General features: G+C 66.3%; 16 protein-coding genes. 9 read left to right on the top strand and 7 right to left on the bottom strand.

The genetic code is table 11. From position 1 onward, the window contains the following. The first annotated feature begins 129 nt into the window (after positions 1-129). Complete coding sequence (locus GSQ95_RS26385) at positions 130-1152, top strand: pyruvate kinase (protein ID WP_256664465.1); 1023 nt, start codon at positions 130-132, stop codon at positions 1150-1152. 23 nt (positions 1153-1175) lie between these two features. Beyond that, a complete protein-coding gene (locus GSQ95_RS26380) occupies positions 1176-1925 on the top strand; it encodes a pyruvate kinase (RefSeq protein WP_256664464.1) in 750 nt (249 codons plus the stop codon). Between the two features lie 15 nt (positions 1926-1940). On the opposite strand, the gene GSQ95_RS03355 is transcribed toward GSQ95_RS26380, so the two are convergent. From GSQ95_RS03355 to apbC, 5 genes are all read right to left on the bottom strand, one after another. Next, complete coding sequence (locus GSQ95_RS03355) at positions 1941-2837, bottom strand: LD-carboxypeptidase (RefSeq protein WP_158896508.1); 897 nt, start codon at positions 2835-2837, stop codon at positions 1941-1943. Beyond that, complete coding sequence (locus GSQ95_RS03350) at positions 2834-3637, bottom strand: MOSC domain-containing protein (protein WP_158896507.1); 804 nt, start codon at positions 3635-3637, stop codon at positions 2834-2836. The genes GSQ95_RS03355 and GSQ95_RS03350 overlap by 4 nt, the downstream gene beginning before the upstream one ends. A 71-nt stretch (positions 3638-3708) precedes the next feature. Continuing rightward, positions 3709-4638 (bottom strand): chemotaxis protein CheV, encoded by a 930-nt coding sequence (locus GSQ95_RS03345; RefSeq protein ID WP_158896506.1) that lies wholly within the window; start codon positions 4636-4638, stop codon positions 3709-3711. Positions 4639-4754: 116 nt separating this feature from the next. Continuing rightward, on the bottom strand, positions 4755-5321 hold the full coding sequence (dcd, locus tag GSQ95_RS03340) for a dCTP deaminase (RefSeq protein WP_007162761.1): 567 nt from the start codon (positions 5319-5321) through the stop codon (positions 4755-4757). Positions 5322-5401: 80 nt separating this feature from the next. Then, complete coding sequence (apbC, locus tag GSQ95_RS03335) at positions 5402-6496, bottom strand: iron-sulfur cluster carrier protein ApbC (RefSeq protein WP_158896505.1); 1095 nt, start codon at positions 6494-6496, stop codon at positions 5402-5404. A gap of 122 nt (positions 6497-6618) precedes the next feature. Here apbC and GSQ95_RS03330 point away from each other — a divergent pair, with 122 nt between their 5' ends. From GSQ95_RS03330 to GSQ95_RS03310, 5 genes are all read left to right on the top strand, one after another. After that, the gene (locus GSQ95_RS03330; RefSeq protein WP_158896504.1) at positions 6619-7770 is read left to right on the top strand and encodes a M14-type cytosolic carboxypeptidase; all 1152 of its coding nucleotides are present in this window, start codon (positions 6619-6621) and stop codon (positions 7768-7770) included. A gap of 98 nt (positions 7771-7868) precedes the next feature. Continuing rightward, positions 7869-9908 (top strand): methionine--tRNA ligase, encoded by a 2040-nt coding sequence (gene metG, locus GSQ95_RS03325; RefSeq protein ID WP_158896503.1) that lies wholly within the window; start codon positions 7869-7871, stop codon positions 9906-9908. A gap of 186 nt (positions 9909-10094) precedes the next feature. After that, entirely contained in the window at positions 10095-11069 is a 975-nt protein-coding gene (locus tag GSQ95_RS03320; protein ID WP_158896502.1) for an RnfABCDGE type electron transport complex subunit B, read from the top strand. Then, complete coding sequence (gene nth / locus GSQ95_RS03315) at positions 11066-11704, top strand: endonuclease III (protein WP_133859417.1); 639 nt, start codon at positions 11066-11068, stop codon at positions 11702-11704. Before GSQ95_RS03320 ends, nth begins: the two co-directional genes overlap by 4 nt. A gap of 141 nt (positions 11705-11845) precedes the next feature. Beyond that, on the top strand, positions 11846-12028 hold the full coding sequence (locus GSQ95_RS03310) for a PA3496 family putative envelope integrity protein (RefSeq protein ID WP_064307213.1): 183 nt from the start codon (positions 11846-11848) through the stop codon (positions 12026-12028). Positions 12029-12078: 50 nt separating this feature from the next. On the opposite strand, the gene GSQ95_RS03305 is transcribed toward GSQ95_RS03310, so the two are convergent. Further along, complete coding sequence (locus tag GSQ95_RS03305; RefSeq protein ID WP_158896501.1) at positions 12079-13296, bottom strand: argininosuccinate synthase; 1218 nt, start codon at positions 13294-13296, stop codon at positions 12079-12081. Between the two features lie 117 nt (positions 13297-13413). Next, the gene (locus GSQ95_RS03300) at positions 13414-14364 is read right to left on the bottom strand and encodes an OmpA family protein (RefSeq protein WP_158896500.1); all 951 of its coding nucleotides are present in this window, start codon (positions 14362-14364) and stop codon (positions 13414-13416) included. Positions 14365-14505: 141 nt separating this feature from the next. Here GSQ95_RS03300 and pyrC point away from each other — a divergent pair, with 141 nt between their 5' ends. Together pyrC and rnt are read left to right on the top strand one after the other, a co-directional pair. Continuing rightward, a complete protein-coding gene (gene pyrC / locus GSQ95_RS03295; RefSeq protein ID WP_133859420.1) occupies positions 14506-15549 on the top strand; it encodes a dihydroorotase in 1044 nt (347 codons plus the stop codon). 2 nt (positions 15550-15551) lie between these two features. Then, positions 15552-16223 carry a ribonuclease T gene (rnt, locus tag GSQ95_RS03290; RefSeq protein ID WP_372240114.1) on the top strand — a complete coding sequence of 224 codons (672 nt, stop codon included), beginning with the start codon at positions 15552-15554 and terminating at the stop codon, positions 16221-16223. The last annotated feature ends 18 nt before the right edge of the window (positions 16224-16241 follow it).

Below are 16241 nucleotides of genomic sequence, written 5' to 3'. Positions count from 1 at the left end.
CTCCGCGAGCAGTGGCCATCTGCCGCTAATGTCTGGCAACACTTGGCTTTTCACTTCTGCAGCGGCCATGGGTCCGAGACAGGAACGCCCGGTGAGCGTCTCGCCTGGGCCCTCTGCTGGAGATCTAGCGTGCCGTCCCGTTCGACCTCGCGTTCCCGAACCCCCGATCAGGCTCTCGCCAGCCTGCTGGATCAGCTACGCGCCCTGCAGGGTGCCCTGGAGCAGGCGGCCGCCGAGCCGCGGCTGGATCGGCAGGCGCTCAATCCCGCCTACCGTGCCAGTGCCCAGAATCTGCTCGCCTATCTGGCGCTGCGCGACAACGATCTGCATGACCTGCAGCTGCAACTCTCCGCCCTGGGGCTGTCGTCCCTGGGACGCTCCGAAGCCGCCGTGCTGCCGACCGTGGCGACCCTCGTCAACACCCTGGAACGCCTGCTCGGTGGCAGCCCGACGACGCGGCCGATGACCAGGGCCACCAACCCCCTGGCAGAGCATGCGCGGGCATTGTTCGGCACGCCCGCCGCCGCGCGGGAGGTACGCATCATGGTCACCTTGCCCAGCGAGGCCGCAGAGGATTATGCGCTGGTACGCGACCTGCTGGCGGCCCATATGGATTGCGCGCGCATCAACTGCGCCCACGACGAACCGGCCAGCTGGACGCGCATGATCGAACACGTGCGGCGGGCCAGCGCGGAGCTGGACCAGCCCTGCAAGGTATTCATGGACCTGCCGGGCCCCAAGCTGCGCACCGGGCCCATCGCCACGGGCGCGGCGGTAAGGAAGGTGAAGCCCGAGCGCGACGCCCAGGGCCGCGTCCGCCAGCCGGCGCGGATCTGGCTGACCGGCCGCCGCCGACCGCGCCCGGCGCCCTCCCCGGCGGCTGCCAGCCTCCAGGTGGGCGAACGCTGGCTGAAGAATCTGCAGGCGGGCGACTGCATCCGCCTGGTGGACACCCGGCAGGCGCGGCGGCGCTGGACGGTGGTCGAGGTCGGCGATCGCGGCTGCTGGACGGAGGCGACCAAGACCGCCTACCTCAAGCCCGGATTGCGCCTGAGCGTCGAACGCGATGGACGCAGGCGGCACAGCCGCATCGGCGACTTCGCCCCGCAGCCGATCGGCCCGCCAGCCAGGACAGCGGCGGTCGCCTGCTGACACCCGCCACCCTGGGCTGCACCTTGCCCCAGGTATTCGCCGATGTCCGTAGCGGCGAGCCGGTCTGGTTCGACGATGGCAAGATCGGCGGGCTGATCGAAGGCGCCGATCAGGACGCGCTGCAGATCCGCATCACCCAGGCACCAGGTGGCGCCAAGCTCAAGGGCGACAAGGGCATCAACTTTCCCCAGAGTACCCTGCGGCTGGCAGCGCTGGGCGAACAGGACCTCGCGGCCCTGGCCTTTGCCGCCGAGCATGCGGACGGCATCGAGATGTCCTTCGTCAACAGCGCGGACGACGTCTGCGCGCTGCTCGCGGAACTGGAGCGCCTGCAGGCCGAGCACCTGGGTGTGGTGCTGAAGATCGAAACCCGCCGGGGCTTCGACAACCTTCCCGCACTGTTGCTGGCGGGCATGCAGCGCGGCGGCTTCGGCGTGATGATCGCCCGCGGCGACCTGGCGGTGGAAGGCGGCTTCGAGCGCCTGGCGGCGCTGCAGGAAGACATTCTCTGCCTGTGCGAAGCGGCCCACGTGCCGGTGATCTGGGCGACCCAGGTGCTGGAAAACCTGGCCAAGAAGGGTTCGCCTTCGCGCGCCGAGATCACTGATGCCGCCACCGGGGTCCGCGCCGAATGCGTGATGCTCAACAAGGGCCCGCACATTCTCAAGGCGGTCGCCACCCTGGATGAACTGCTGGTGCGGATGCAGGGCTACAACAGCAAGAAGCGCCAGCTGCTGGGCAAGCTGGAACTGGCTTCGCCCTGGGCGGACTGATCCGCCCGGGGCTGGTCAGGCCTGGAGCACCTGCAGGCGACCCGCTTCCAGACGCACGCGAGTGCCATAGGGCCAGGCCTGGTTTTCCGGCCCATGGCCGCTAGGCAGGCCGCGATAGAGGGCAATGCCACGCGGCGCCAGCCATTCGGCGAAGATCTCTTCCAGCGACTGCTCGACGTTACGCGGCGGGCAGTCGGTGAAGGTGCCCAGGCAGACCGCGCCGATGCGGTGCTCGGTGAGGTTGCCCAGCAACTGGCAGAGGCTGCGCTCCAGTCGATAGTAGGGCTCGCCGACGTCTTCCAGCATGAGGATGGCGCCGTCGTGGGGGCGCAGGGCGGCGGCGGTCCCGACCACGCTGGCCAGGGTGGTCAGGTTGCCGCCGATCAGTTCGCCGGCAGGCACCTGGGCCGGACCGGCCAGGCGCTCCAGCTGCCAGGCCGGACGGCCGCCCGCGCACAGTTCCAGGACCGATTCCAGCGAGCGGGTCCGAGCCGCCTGGGTAGCCGGATCCTCGTCACGACGCCCCCAATCCAGGGCGCCCGGGCCGTGGATGGCGGTGAGACCGCGGCGGTGAAAGGCCTCCAGCAGCACCGTCAGGTCGGAATAGCCGATCAGCGGCCGGCCCTTGCTGCTGGACAGCCGCGACCAGTCCAGCCAGGGCAGCAGTTGCGCGGATCCGTAACCGCCGCGCAGGCACCAGACCGCATCCACGTCCGCCTGGCTGAAGGCCCAGTGCAGATCCGCGGCACGCTCCTCGGCGGTACCGGCGAGATAGCGATGGCGCTTGAGCGCCTGTTCGCCCAGCACCGCTTCGATGCCGGCGGCCTGCAGTTGCTCGATCGCCGTCGTGACCAGCTCTTCCCTGACCGCACCCGCCGGACTGACCAGCGCCACACGCCGCACGGGATTCATTCCAGCACCTCCACCGGCATGCCCGCTTCGATGGTGCCGCGTCCCAGGGGGATGACGTTCATGCCGAACAGCATGCGATTGTCCTGGAAGCGGTATTCGCGCAAGGCCGTGAGCGGCTGTCGATCCGGATCCTTTTCACCGGTCAGCGGATCCTGGGTGATGACGATGCAGCGCGAGCAAGGACAGGCAACGGCGAAGTCCACCGCGCCGATGCGCAGGCGCTTCCAGCCGTCTTCGGCGTATGCGGGCGTACCCTCAACGACCAGATTCGGCCGGAAGCGCAGCATTTCCAGCGGCTTGCCTACCCGCGCCACCAGATCGGCCAGGGAGGCCTCGCTGGTCAGCAGCAAGGGAAAGCCGTCGGCGAAATGCACCTTTTGCCCCGGCTCCGCGAAATCGGTATTGATCTGGCGGGCATGGCTTTCGGCGATGTGTACCAGGCGGCAGCGGCGACCGAGGAAATCGCTCAGCCAGGCATCCGCCGCGGCGGCGACCGGCGCCTGCAGGGTGTCGCGCCAGATGGTCACGCCCAGCTGTTCGCTGGCGGCATCCGGCACCGCTACGTCGAGCGGCGTCCGCCCTGGCGCGCTCAGGCGCAACCGATCGGCGGCCAGCCAGCGCGCCTCGATGTGATTCATCTGCGCCAGCTGGCGCAGGGTCAGGAAGCGACCGGTGTCGGCATCCACCACCATCCAGCGGCGGTCACCCACCAGGCCCAGGGCATCCACCTCCGCCTGGACGAGGGATTCCACGGCCGTCGACTTGACGGGATAACGATAGAGGGCACTGAGGTGCGACATGGGCGCGGCTTCCTGGCGGCGGACAAAGGCCGCCAGTGTAAGGGAGGCGCCGGAGCGGCGAAACCGCGAGGTCAGCCCTCGGCCAGCACCAGGCGGCGACGGACTTCCTCGACCAGCTGATCGGGCTGGAACTTGGAGAGGAAGGCATTGCAGCCGACCTTCTTCACCATGGCTTCGTTGAAGCTGCCCGACAGCGAGGTGTGCAGCACCACATAGAGGTCGGCGAGCCGCGGATCCTGGCGGATCTCGGTGGTCAGGCGATAGCCGTCCATTTCCGGCATCTCGGCATCGGTCAGGACCATCAGCAGCTTCTCGGTCAGCACCACGCCATCATCGGCCCAGGCCTTGAGCTTGCGCAGGGCCTGCAGGCCATCGGTGGCGACGTGGAATTTCAGATCCAGTTGCAACAGGGTGTCGCGCAGCTGGCCGATGGCGGTGCTGGAGTCGTCCACCAGCAGCACCTCGCGACCGCGGGCCTTGGCCAGCAGCGGATCGTCCAGGCGTTCCTGGGAAACCTTGACGTTGTAGGGGGCGATCTCGGCCAGCACCTTTTCCACGTCGATCACCTCCACCAGGCGGTCTTCGATGCGGGTGATGGCGGTCAGGTAGTGCTGGCGTCCGGCGCCACCGGGCGGGGCCTGGATGCTGTCCCAGTTGAGGTTGATGATGCGATCGACGCTGCCGACCAAGAAGGCCTGCACCGAGCGGTTGTACTCGGTGACGATGATGGTGCTGTTCTCGTCGGGCGTGATGGGGCGCATGCCGATGGCGGCGGCCAGGTCGATCACCGGCAGGGTCTGACCCCGCAGGTGGACGACGCCGCAGATCATCGGATGGCGCTTGGGCATCTGGGTCAGGCGCGGCAGCTTGAGGACTTCCTGCACCTTGAACACGTTGATGGCGAACATCTGCCGGCTGGACAGCTGGAACATGAGAATTTCCAGACGATTCTCGCCAACCAGCTGGGTGCGTTGATCGACGGTGTCGAGAATGCCGGCCATGGAAAGTCCACTCCAAAGATAAGTCAGGTCACAGGCTATCGGCGGCAGCGGTCGATTCTTGAGGCCCGGAAACAGCGAAGCCGCCCAACAGGCGGCTTCGCTCGAACAGCTGCGGATCAGGCGCGTGGCAGGGTCACGCCGCGCTGGCCCTGGTACTTGCCACCGCGATCCTTGTAGGAGACCTCGCAGGCCTCGTCGGACTGCAGGAACAGCATCTGGGCCACGCCCTCGTTGGCGTAGATCTTGGCCGGCAGGGTCGTGGTGTTGGAGAACTCCAGGGTCACGTGGCCTTCCCACTCGGGCTCCAGCGGGGTGACGTTGACGATGATGCCGCAGCGGGCATAGGTGCTCTTGCCCAGGCAGATGGTCAGGACGTCGCGCGGGATGCGGAAGTATTCCACGGTGCGGGCCAGGGCGAAGGAGTTCGGCGGAATGATGCAGACGTCGCTGACCACGTCGACGAAGCTCTTGTCGTCGAAGTTCTTCGGGTCCACCACCGCCGAATGGATGTTGGTGAACACCTTGAATTCGTTGGCGCAGCGCACGTCGTAGCCGTAGCTGGACACCCCGTAGGAGATCACCCGGCTGTCGTCCGCGCCGCGCATCTGGCGCTCGACGAAGGGCTCGATCATGCCGTGCTCTTGGGCCATGCGGCGAATCCACTTGTCCGATTTGATGCTCATGGCAGGTCTAGCTCCGGGGCGAAAAATTGACCGCGCATTGTATTGGATAGCGGCGCGGTCTCAAAGGCGAACGGACGAAATCAGTCGTCGCTGACGGTGATGGTGGGCATGCCGCCACCGGCCTGGCCGCCCTGGGCGATGCGGGCGCCGACCTTGCGTGCCAGTTCTTGGTAGATCAGCGCGATCTGGCTGTCGGGATCGGCGATGGCGGTGGGACGTCCGGCGTCGGCCTGCTCGCGGATGGCCATGGCCAGCGGCAAGGAAGCCAGGAGATCCACGCCGTATTGCTCGGCCAGCTTGCTGCCGCCGCCTTCGCCGAACAGGTGCTCGGCATGGCCGCAGTTGGAGCAGATGTGCACCGCCATGTTCTCCACCACCCCGAGCACCGGGATGTTGACCTTCTGGAACATCTCCACGCCCTTCCTGGCGTCCAGCAAGGCCAGATCCTGGGGCGTGGTGACGATCACCGCGCCGGCCACCGGCACCTTCTGCGCCAGGGTCAGCTGGATGTCGCCAGTGCCGGGCGGCATGTCGATCACCAGGTAGTCGAGGTCGTTCCAGGCGGTCTGGGTGATCAGCTGGATCAGGGCGCCGGAGACCATCGGGCCACGCCAGGCCACCGGAGTCTTGTCGTTGGTGAGAAAGGCCATGGACATGACCTCGACACCATGGGCCTGCAGCGGGATGAACCACTTCTCGTCGCGCACCTCGGGCCGGGTGCCCTCGGCGAAACCGAACATGATGCCCTGGCTGGGGCCATAGATGTCGGCGTCCAGCACACCGACCCGGGCGCCTTCGCGGGCCAGCGCCAGGGCCAGGTTGGCGGCGGTGGTGGACTTGCCCACCCCGCCCTTGCCCGAGGCCACGGCAATGATGTTCTTGACGTTGCCCATGGCCTCCAGCTGCGGCTGGGCGGCGTGAGGCGCGATGATGCAATCGACCTGGATCTCGGCGGTCTCGACCCCGGGCACGTTCTCCAACGCGGTCTTGAGCACCTGGGCCAGGCCACCCTTGAACAGTCCGGCGGCATAGCCCAGTTCGAAACGGGCGCGCACCCGGCCACCGTCCAGCGCGAGGTCGCGCAGGGCGCCGGCGCTGAGCAGGTCCTGTTCGAGATAGGGATCGTGATACTGGCGCAGCGCGGCCTCGATGGCCTCGCGAGTCGGAGCGGTCATGCAGACTCCCGGAAACAGCGGATAGGAAAGAGAAGCTGCGGCCTATGCTACCCACTGTCCTTGCTAAAGCCTATCCACGCGGCGCTACACTCCCGGCTTTCCCCTCGCCCGTGGAGCCCTGCGTGAACGCCTCTTCCCTGCACATCAGTTCCACCTTCGACAGCGGCGCCGTCGAGGTGCTGTCCCTGGCCGATCACGCGGACATCCGCCTGCGCATCCGCCCGGATACCGCCTCGCCCTTTACCCAGTGGTTCCATTTCCGCCTCGAAGGCGCCCGCGGCCTGCCCTGCCAGCTGAGCTTCGACAACGCCGGCGAGTGCGCCTACCCAGAGGGCTGGCGCGACTATGGCGTGGTCGCCAGCTATTGCGGCCAGCAGTGGTTCCGCATTCCCAGCCGCTATGACGGCAAGACCCTGAGCTGGACCGTCACCCCGGAACACGACAGCCTGTTCTTCGCCTATTTCGAACCCTATCCGGAGAGACGTCACCTGGCCTTCATGGGCGAGGCGCAACGCCATCCCGCCGTCCGTCTGGAAACCGTCGGCCGTTCGCTGCTGGGACGTTCGCTGGACCTGCTGCGCATCGGCACGCCGGGCGCTGGCAAGAAGAACATCTGGATCATCGCCCGCCAGCACCCCGGCGAGCCCATGGCCGAGTGGTTCGTCGAAGGCCTGCTGCGCCGCCTGCTCGGCCTGGGCGAACACCAGGGCGACCCAGTCGGTGCCAAGCTGCTGGAGCATGCGATACTGCACGTGGTGCCCAACATGAATCCCGACGGCTCGGCGCTGGGCAATCTGCGCACCAACGCCGCCGGCGCCAACCTCAACCGCGAATGGCTGGAGCCGGACGAAGGACGCAGTCCCGAGGTGCTGGCGGTACGCCGCGCCATCGCCGCGAGCGGCTGCGACCTGTTCCTCGACATCCACGGCGACGAGGCCCTGCCCTATGTCTTCGTCGACGGCTGCAATGGCCTGCCCACCTTCGGCGAGCGTGAGGAAGCCGAGCAGCAGGCCTTCCTGCAGCGCTTCCAGCGCGCCAGCCCGGATTTCCAGACCCGGTACGGCTATCCCCGCGGTCATTTCGGCAGCGAAACCCTCAAGCTCGCCACCAAGTACGTCGGCTATACCCATGGCTGCCTGGCCCTGACCCTGGAGCTGCCATTCAAGGACAACGCCAACGATCCCCGCCCGGACGTCGGCTGGAACGGTGCCCGCAGCGCCGCCCTGGGCGCGGCCATGGTCAGCGCTCTTCACTGGCAACTGGCCGATCTCTAGGCCAGCTCCAGTCCTCGCCCATCCCCACGGATGAAACCGACCGACCATTTCGCTATGATGGTCGGTCAATTTATCAGCGCCGCGATCCAGCCAAGACCATGACCGAGCCCCGCAAGATTCTCGTCACCAGCGCCCTGCCCTATGCCAACGGCTCCATCCATCTCGGCCACATGGTCGAGTACATCCAGACCGACATCTGGGCCCGCTTCCAGCGGCTGCGCGGCAACCAGTGCATCTATGTCTGCGCCGACGACGCCCACGGCTCGGCCATCATGCTGCGCGCCGAGCGCGAGGGCATCACGCCCGAGCAGCTGATCGACAACGTCAAGCGCGAGCACAGTGCCGACTTTGCCGACTTCGGCGTGGCCTTCGACAACTTCCACTCCACTCACGCGGAAGAGAATCGCGAGCTGTCGCGCGCCATCTATCTGAAGCTGCGCGAGAACGGCCATATCGCCACCCGGCCGGTCACCCAGTATTTCGACCCGGACAAGCAGATGTTCCTGGCCGACCGCTTCATCAAGGGCACCTGCCCCAAGTGCGGCAGCGCCGACCAGTACGGCGACAACTGCGAGAAGTGCGGCGCCACCTATGCGCCCACCGAGCTGAAGGATCCCAAGTCGGCCATCTCCGGCGCGACCCCGGTGCTGCGCGAATCCGAGCACTTCTTCTTCAAGCTTCCCGACTTCGCCGAGATGCTCAAGGGCTGGACCCGCAGCGGTGCCCTGCAGGAATCGGTGGCCAACAAGATCGCCGAATGGCTGGACGCCGGGCTGCAGGAATGGGACATCTCCCGGGATGCGCCCTACTTCGGCTTCGAGATCCCCGACGCTCCGGGCAAGTACTTCTATGTCTGGCTGGACGCCCCCATCGGCTACATGGCCAGCTTCAAGAATCTCTGCGATCGTCGCGACGACCTGGACTTCGACGCCTACTGGAACAAGGACAGCACCGCCGAGCTGTACCACTTCATCGGCAAGGACATCGTCAACTTCCATGCGCTGTTCTGGCCGGCCATGCTCGAAGGCGCCGGCTACCGCAAGCCGACCGCGCTGAGCGTCCACGGCTTCCTCACTGTCGACGGCCAGAAGATGTCCAAGTCCCGCGGCACCTTCATCAAGGCACGTACCTACCTGGATCACCTGAATCCCGAGTACCTGCGCTACTACTTCGCCGCCAAGCTCTCGCGCCATGTCGAGGACATCGACCTGAACCTCGAGGACTTCGTGCAGAAGGTCAATTCCGACCTGGTGGGCAAGGTGGTCAACATCGCCAGCCGCTGCGCCGGCTTCATCCACAAGGGCAATGCCGGCCTGCTGGTGGACGCCCAGGCCGCGCCCGAACTGGAAGCCGCCTTCCGTGCCGCCACGCCGAGCATCGCCGAGGCCTACGAGACCCGTGACTCTGGCCGCGCCATGCGCGAGATCATGGCCCTGGCCGACCGCGCCAACGCCTGGATCGCCGACCAGGCGCCCTGGAGCCTGGCCAAGCAGGACGGCAAGGCCGACGAGGTCCAGGCCATCTGCGCCCAGGGCATCGAGCTGTTCCGCCTGCTGGCGATCCTGCTCAAGCCGGTACTGCCCAACCTGACCGCCGCCGCCGAGGCCTTCCTCAACGTTGCCCCCCTGAGCTGGGCCGACCTCGACACCCGCCTGGCCAATCATCAGCTCAACGCCTTCCAGCCCCTGCTCACCCGCATCGAACCTGCCAAGGTGCAGACCATGATCGACGCTTCCAAGGAAGACCTGGCTGCCCAGGCCGCCCCCCAACCCGCCGGCAATGGCGAATTGAGCAAGGCCCCGCTGGCCGAGACCATCGACTTCGATACCTTTTCCAAGGTCGACCTGCGCATCGCCCTGATCGAAAAGGCCGAATTCGTCGAAGGCGCCGACAAGCTCCTGCGCCTGACCCTGGACATCGGCGATGCCAAGCGCAACGTCTTCTCCGGCATCAAGAGCGCCTACCCGGAGCCAAGCCAGCTCGAAGGCCGCCTGACCCTGTACGTCGCCAACCTGGCGCCGCGCAAGATGAAGTTCGGCGTCTCCGAAGGCATGGTGCTGGCCGCCGGCCCCGGCGGCAGCGAGATCCACCTGCTCAGCCCCGACAGCGGCGCCAAACCCGGCCAGCGGGTGATGTGACAGCGACGGCGCCGAGAGCCTGCGCAAAGCCGAGCGAGCTAGCGACAAACAAGGCGAAGATGGCTGAGGAAGCGGAGTTTACAAAGCGTAAATGAGCATTCCGAAGCCATTTTCAACGCAGTTTGGCCGACGCACAGCCGACTTTGAGCAGGCTCTCAGGGCGCCGTTCTTCCGCTAATCATGACCATGAAAGCCCAAGCCCAGCTCATCACCGCCATCGACGCCCTGCTGCCCCAGACCCAGTGCGGCAAGTGCGGCCATCCCGGTTGCCAGCCCTATGCGGTCGGCATCGCCGCGGGCGAGGCGCACAACAAGTGTCCGCCCGGGGGCGCGGCCACGATCCAAGAGCTGTCCGCCTTGCTCCAACGGCCAGCGCTGCCGCTGGACTCACCCTATCCGGTCACGCCGAGCCAGCGCGCGGTGATCCGCGAGGACGAGTGCATCGGCTGCACCAAGTGCATCCAGGTCTGCCCGACCGATGCCATCCTCGGCGCGGCCAAGCTGATGCACACGGTCATCGAACGCGAATGCAGCGGTTGCGAGCTGTGCCTGGCGCCCTGCCCGGTGGACTGTATCGATCTGGTGCCCGTACCCGCGCCGGTCGACCGCCAGGTGGAGCGTCAGCGCGCGCAGTACTTTCGGCGCCGCTTCGACGCGCGCCAGTCCCGCCTGCAACGGGACCGCGAACGGCTGGACGCCGAGCGCCAGCGCCGTCAGGTGCCACCTGTGACCGCCACGGCTGCGGAGCCCTCAGCCACGGCGGAATCCTCGCTCAAGCCGCTGAAGATCGCTGCCGCCATGGCGCGTGTCGCCCTGCAGAAGGCCGAACGGCAATTGGTCCAATACGGTACGGCCGCGCTGGCAACCCAGGTGCAGCAGTTGCGTGAAGCGGCCCGGCAGGCGCAGACGGCCCTCGACAGGGCGCAGCAGGGGCCCGCCAGCGCCAATGCGCCGGCCCTGGCGCAGCCGTCCGCCGACCCCGCTGCGCTCAGGCAGGCGCGGATCGCTGCCACCCTGGCACGCGCCCAGCTGACCAAGGCCGAGCGGGCCTTCGGTAGCGAGCCCACACCCCCGCAGAGCGCCCAGCTGGAAACCCTGCGCAGCGCCGCTCAGCAGGCGGCTCACCACCTCACGGCCCTGGAAGAGCGAACCGACCGATGAATGCCGCCAAACGCCTGGAGATCTTTCGCCGGCTGCACGAGGACAACCCCGATCCCAGGACGGAACTGGCCTACGCCTCGCCGTTCGAGCTGCTGATCGCGGTAATCCTCTCGGCTCAGGCCACCGACGTCAGCGTCAACAAGGCCACCGCCCGCCTCTATCCGGTGGCCAACACGCCCCAGGCCATCCTGGACCTAGGTGTGGCGGGATTGTCGGAGTACATCAAGACCATCGGGCTCTACAACAGCAAGGCCAAGAACGTCATCGAAACCTGTCGGCTGCTGCTGGAGCGCCATGGCGGTGCGGTACCCGAGACCCGCGAGGAACTGGAGGCCCTGCCCGGGGTGGGGCGCAAGACCGCCAACGTAGTGCTCAACACCGCTTTCCGTCAGCTCGCCATGGCGGTGGATACCCATATCTTCCGCGTCAGCAACAGAACCAATCTCGCCCCGGGCAAGAACGTGGTGGAGGTCGAGCTCAAGCTGCTCAAGGTGGTGCCGAAGGATTTCCTGCTGGATGCCCACCACTGGCTGATACTGCACGGCCGCTATGTCTGCCAGGCGCGCAAGCCCCGCTGCGGCAGCTGCCGCATCGAGGATCTCTGCGAATACAAGGCAAAAACCTCTGACGATTAAAAAAGGGCGCACCAAAGCCCTTTGGCGATTGAAAAAATCTTTTTTACCGGCCCCTGCTTTGTCGCTATAAGGTGCGCGAAAAGGTCCGCAGCCCCGTCGATGACTGGCGTGTGACCCTGTCCAGCCTTGCCGGAGTTACCCATGGCCGAAGACAAAAGCGACATCGATGTAGACGAAGATTTCGAGACCGATGGCGAGACGCCTGAAACCGTCGAGCCCATCGTCATCAGCAAGACCAATCTGACCAAGCGGCGCCTGATCGACGACATGCTCGAAGAGCGTCGCCTGAAGCGGCAGATCTCCGAGTACGACTTCGATCTGTAGCCCATGAAAAACCCCAGCCGAGGCTGGGGTTTTGCGTTGCGCGGCGACCCTTACAGCAGGGTACGACCCTTGCCGGCAGCGATGCGCATGCGCAGGGCGTTGAGCTTGATGAAGCCCGCCGCATCGGCCTGGTTGTAGGCGCCGCCGTCTTCTTCGAAGGTGGCGATGTTGGCATCGAACAGCGACTCTTCGGACTTGCGGCCGACAACGATGACGTTGCCCTTGTACAGCTTCAGGCGTACCACGCCATTCACGCTGGCCTGGGAGGCGTCGATCATCTTCTGCAGCATCAGCCGCTCGGGGCTCCACCAGTAGCCGGTATAGATCAGGCTGGCGTACTTGGGCATCAGCTCGTCCTTGAGGTGAGCCACCTCGCGGTCGAGGGTGATGGACTCGATGGCGCGGTGGGCCTTGAGCATGATGGTGCCGCCGGGCGTCTCGTAGCAGCCACGGGACTTCATGCCGACGTAGCGGTTCTCGACGATGTCCAGGCGACCGATGCCGTTCTCGCCGCCGATGCGGTTCAGTTCGGCCAGCACGGTGGCCGGGCTCAGCTCCTGGCCATCGATGGCGACGATGTCACCATTGCGGTAGGTCAGCTCGAGGTAGGTCGGGGTGTCCGGCGCGGCTTCCGGAGACTTGGTCCAGCGCCACATGTCTTCTTCGTGCTCGGTCCAGGTGTCTTCCAGCACGCCGCCCTCGTAGGAGATGTGCAGCAGGTTGGCGTCCATGGAGTACGGCGACTTCTTCTTGCCGTGGCGCTCGATCGGGATCTGGTGCTTTTCGGCGTAGTCCATCAGCTTCTCGCGGGACAGCAGGTCCCACTCGCGCCAGGGCGCGATCACCTTGACGCCCGGCTTGAGCGCATAGGCGCCCAGCTCGAAACGCACCTGGTCGTTGCCCTTGCCGGTGGCGCCGTGGGAGATGGCGTCGGCGCCGGTCTCGTTGGCGATCTCGATCAGGCGCTTGGCGATCAGCGGACGGGCAATGGAGGTACCCAGCAGGTATTCGCCTTCGTAGACGGTGTTGGCACGGAACATCGGGTAGACGAAGTCGCGGACGAACTCTTCGCGCAGGTCGTCGATGTAGATTTCCTTGACGCCCATGGCCTTGGCCTTGGCGCGTGCCGGTTCGACTTCTTCGCCCTGGCCGAGGTCAGCGGTGAAGGTCACCACTTCGCAGTTATAGGTATCCTGCAGCCACTTGAGGATCACCGAGGTGTCCAGGCCGCCGGAATACGCCAGGACTACCTTCTTCACATCCGCCATGCCGTTCGCTCCCGTGTGTTGCGTTGAGTCGGAAAGCGCCAATTCTACTGGTCGCCTCGCTGCTTTTACAGGGGCGCGACGCACTCTGATGTCTGGGCGACATGCGGTCGGGGCGGATCAGCCCTTGGGCTTGGCCGGCGGTGCCGGGGTAGGCGCCGGCGGTTCGGCCGGATTGGCCGCGGTGTTGGTGGTTGCCGCAGCCGGGGACTCGGCGCTCGGCGGCACCCGCGAGAACACCAGAGTCACCCGGCGATTGAGCGCGCGATTGGCCTTGCTGCTGTTGGGCGCCACGGGGTACTGCTCGCCAAAGAAGCGCAATTCGATCTGCTCCGCGGCGAAGCCCTTGCTCTTGAGGTACTCCATCACCGCGATGGCGCGCAGCCGGGACTCCTGGCGGTTATCCAGGCGCGTGCCCTGGTTGTCGCTGTAGCCCGAGACGATGACGTGATTGACCGTCGGATCAGCCTTCAGGTACTCGTTGATGAGATCGAGCTTGGCCTTGGCCAGATCGTCCAGGGTATCCCCGCCGCCCGGAAAATTGACCTGGGAATGGCGGATCTGCTCGAAATTGACCGCCAGCAGCTTCTGGGTACAGGCCTGGAACTGCTGGTAGGCCGGTTCGAAGCGCACTGGCAGCAGCCGGACCTCGACCCGGTCGTCCAGGGCGCCCGCGCTACTGACCTGGGGCATGCGCCCTTCCATCAACCCCGCCAGCAGCCGCTGCGCCTGCTGCGCGCTGGTGGCCAGCGCCTGCTCGCCCTCGACGACCTTGACCGAGCCGAGGCTGATATCGCCCAGCCCCGGCTTCCAGGGCACCGCCGCCGCCTTCAGGCTGGCACTGCCCGCCGGCAGCCACTGGCCATTGGGCCGTAGCTCGAACACCGTGGACTCGCCCGCGCGACGCAGGAAGCCGCCGCTGCCAAAACGAGGAATGGGCTGCAGCAGGCGACAGGCGAAGATGTCGCCCTCGACCTTCCATTCCACGCTCTCGAGCCGGCTCTGGAAGGTCATCCCCCAGGCCGGCACGGCAAGCAGCAAAGAGGAAAGGAAGAGGTAACGCGGGCGCACGTCGGACTCCGGAAAGAAAAAGTACCTGGGCTTCTTATCGGTCGCAGGCGCGGAAAACTTGAGTTCGGTCCCGCCGCACGGATGCCGGCTACCCCCTTTTCCGGTAGCATTTCCCCACTTTCCCGCAGCCTGGAATCCCGCATGACCGACCGGATCACCCTTGCCCGTCCCGATGACTGGCACATTCACCTGCGCGACGGCGCCGCCCTGCCGCAGACCGTCGCCGACGCTGCCCGGGAATTCGGTCGCGCCATCGTCATGCCCAACCTGGTGCCACCGGTGCGCAATGCCGAGCAGGCCGCCGCCTACCGCGCGCGTATCCTGGCCGCGCGCCCGGCCGGCAGCCGCTTCGAACCGCTGATGGTGCTCTATCTCACCGACCGCACCAGCCCGGAAGAGGTACGCAGCGCCAAGGCCAGCGGCTTCGTGCACGCCGCCAAGCTCTATCCGGCCGGCGCCACCACCAATTCCGATTCCGGCGTGACCTCGCTGGACAACCTCTTTCCCACCCTGGAAGCCATGGCCGAGATCGGCCTGCCGCTGCTGGTGCACGGCGAGGTCACCCATGCCGAGGTGGACGTCTTCGACCGTGAGAAGAAATTCATCGACGAGCACCTGGTGCGTATCGTCCAGCGCTTCCCGACGCTGAAGGTGGTTTTCGAGCACATCACCACCGGTGATGCCGCTGCCTTCGTGCGCGAGGCCCCGGCCAACGTCGGTGCCACCATCACCGTCCACCACCTGCTGTACAACCGCAACCACATGCTGGTGGGCGGGATCCGGCCGCACTTCTATTGCCTGCCGATTCTCAAGCGCAACACCCACCAGAGCGCCCTGCTGGACGCCGCCACCAGCGGCAATCCCAAGTTCTTCCTGGGCACTGATTCGGCACCCCACGCGCGGCACGCCAAGGAAGCGGCCTGCGGCTGCGCCGGCTGCTACACCGCCTATGGCGCCCTGGAGCTCTATGCCGAGGCCTTCGAGAGCCGCAATGCCCTCGACCGTCTGGAAGGCTTCGCCAGCCATTTCGGCGCCGATTTCTACGGCCTGCCGCGCAATACCGAGACCGTCACCCTGGTCCGCGAGGACTGGCAGGCCCCCGCCTCCCTGCCCTTCGGTGACCACGAGGTGATTCCGCTGCGCGCCGGCGAGACGCTGCGCTGGCGTCTGGAGGTGGGCGCATGAGCATGGACGAGACCTTCAGCGACGACCTGGACGCCAGCCAGCCGATGTCCGACTCGCGCATCCCCATGGCGCGCCGCTTTCGCGGCTACCTGCCGGTGGTGGTGGATGTCGAGACCGGTGGCTTCAATGCCGCCACCGATGCCCTGCTGGAAATCGCCGCCACCACGGTGGCCATGGACGAGGACGGAGTGCTCTATCCAGATCACACCTACTTCTTCCGCGTCGAACCCTTCGCCGGCGCCAATATCGAGGCGGCGGCGCTGGAGTTCACCGGCATCAAGCTCGACCATCCGCTGCGCATGGCGGTGGGCGAAGAGCAGGCGCTCAGCGAGATCTTCAAGGGCGTGCGCAAGTCGCTCAAGGCCAACGGCTGTAAGAGAGCCATCCTGGTCGGCCACAACAGCAGCTTCGACCTGGGCTTTCTCAATGCCGCGGTGCTGCGCTGCGGCCTGAAGCGCAATCCCTTCCACCCCTTCTCCAGCTTCGATACTGCCACCCTGGCCGGTCTGGCCTATGGTCAGACGGTGCTGGCCAAGGCCTGCCAGGCCGCCGGTATCGAATTCGATAATCGCGAAGCCCACTCGGCCCGCTACGACACCGAGAAGACCGCCGAGCTGTTCTGCGGCATCGTTAATCGCTGGCGGGAGATGGGCGGCTGGGTCGATCTCGACTGACCGTCCGTCGCCCGCCCT

Source organism: Pseudomonas sp. BAV 4579 (assembly GCF_009765395.1).
In the GTDB taxonomy this organism is placed as follows: Bacteria; Pseudomonadota; Gammaproteobacteria; order Pseudomonadales; family Pseudomonadaceae; genus Chryseomonas; species Chryseomonas aestiva.
This window is presented reverse-complemented; position numbering and strand designations above follow the sequence as displayed.

What these genes read in the sequence shown, in the direction of transcription:
- dcd (WP_007162761.1), bottom strand. Translation starts at nt 5,321, where the DNA reads ATGAGCATCAAATCGGACAAGTGGATTCGCCGCATGGCCCAAGAGCAC.
- apbC (WP_158896505.1), bottom strand. Translation starts at nt 6,496, where the DNA reads ATGACCGCTCCGACTCGCGAGGCCATCGAGGCCGCGCTGCGCCAGTAT.
- pyrC (WP_133859420.1), top strand. Translation starts at nt 14,506, where the DNA reads ATGACCGACCGGATCACCCTTGCCCGTCCCGATGACTGGCACATTCAC.
- GSQ95_RS03355 (WP_158896508.1), bottom strand. Translation starts at nt 2,837, where the DNA reads ATGAATCCCGTGCGGCGTGTGGCGCTGGTCAGTCCGGCGGGTGCGGTC.
- metG (WP_158896503.1), top strand. Translation starts at nt 7,869, where the DNA reads ATGACCGAGCCCCGCAAGATTCTCGTCACCAGCGCCCTGCCCTATGCC.
- GSQ95_RS03350 (WP_158896507.1), bottom strand. Translation starts at nt 3,637, where the DNA reads ATGTCGCACCTCAGTGCCCTCTATCGTTATCCCGTCAAGTCGACGGCC.
- GSQ95_RS03310 (WP_064307213.1), top strand. Translation starts at nt 11,846, where the DNA reads ATGGCCGAAGACAAAAGCGACATCGATGTAGACGAAGATTTCGAGACC.
- GSQ95_RS03345 (WP_158896506.1), bottom strand. Translation starts at nt 4,638, where the DNA reads ATGGCCGGCATTCTCGACACCGTCGATCAACGCACCCAGCTGGTTGGC.
- rnt (WP_372240114.1), top strand. Translation starts at nt 15,552, where the DNA reads ATGGACGAGACCTTCAGCGACGACCTGGACGCCAGCCAGCCGATGTCC.
- nth (WP_133859417.1), top strand. Translation starts at nt 11,066, where the DNA reads ATGAATGCCGCCAAACGCCTGGAGATCTTTCGCCGGCTGCACGAGGAC.
- GSQ95_RS03320 (WP_158896502.1), top strand. Translation starts at nt 10,095, where the DNA reads ATGAAAGCCCAAGCCCAGCTCATCACCGCCATCGACGCCCTGCTGCCC.
- GSQ95_RS03305 (WP_158896501.1), bottom strand. Translation starts at nt 13,296, where the DNA reads ATGGCGGATGTGAAGAAGGTAGTCCTGGCGTATTCCGGCGGCCTGGAC.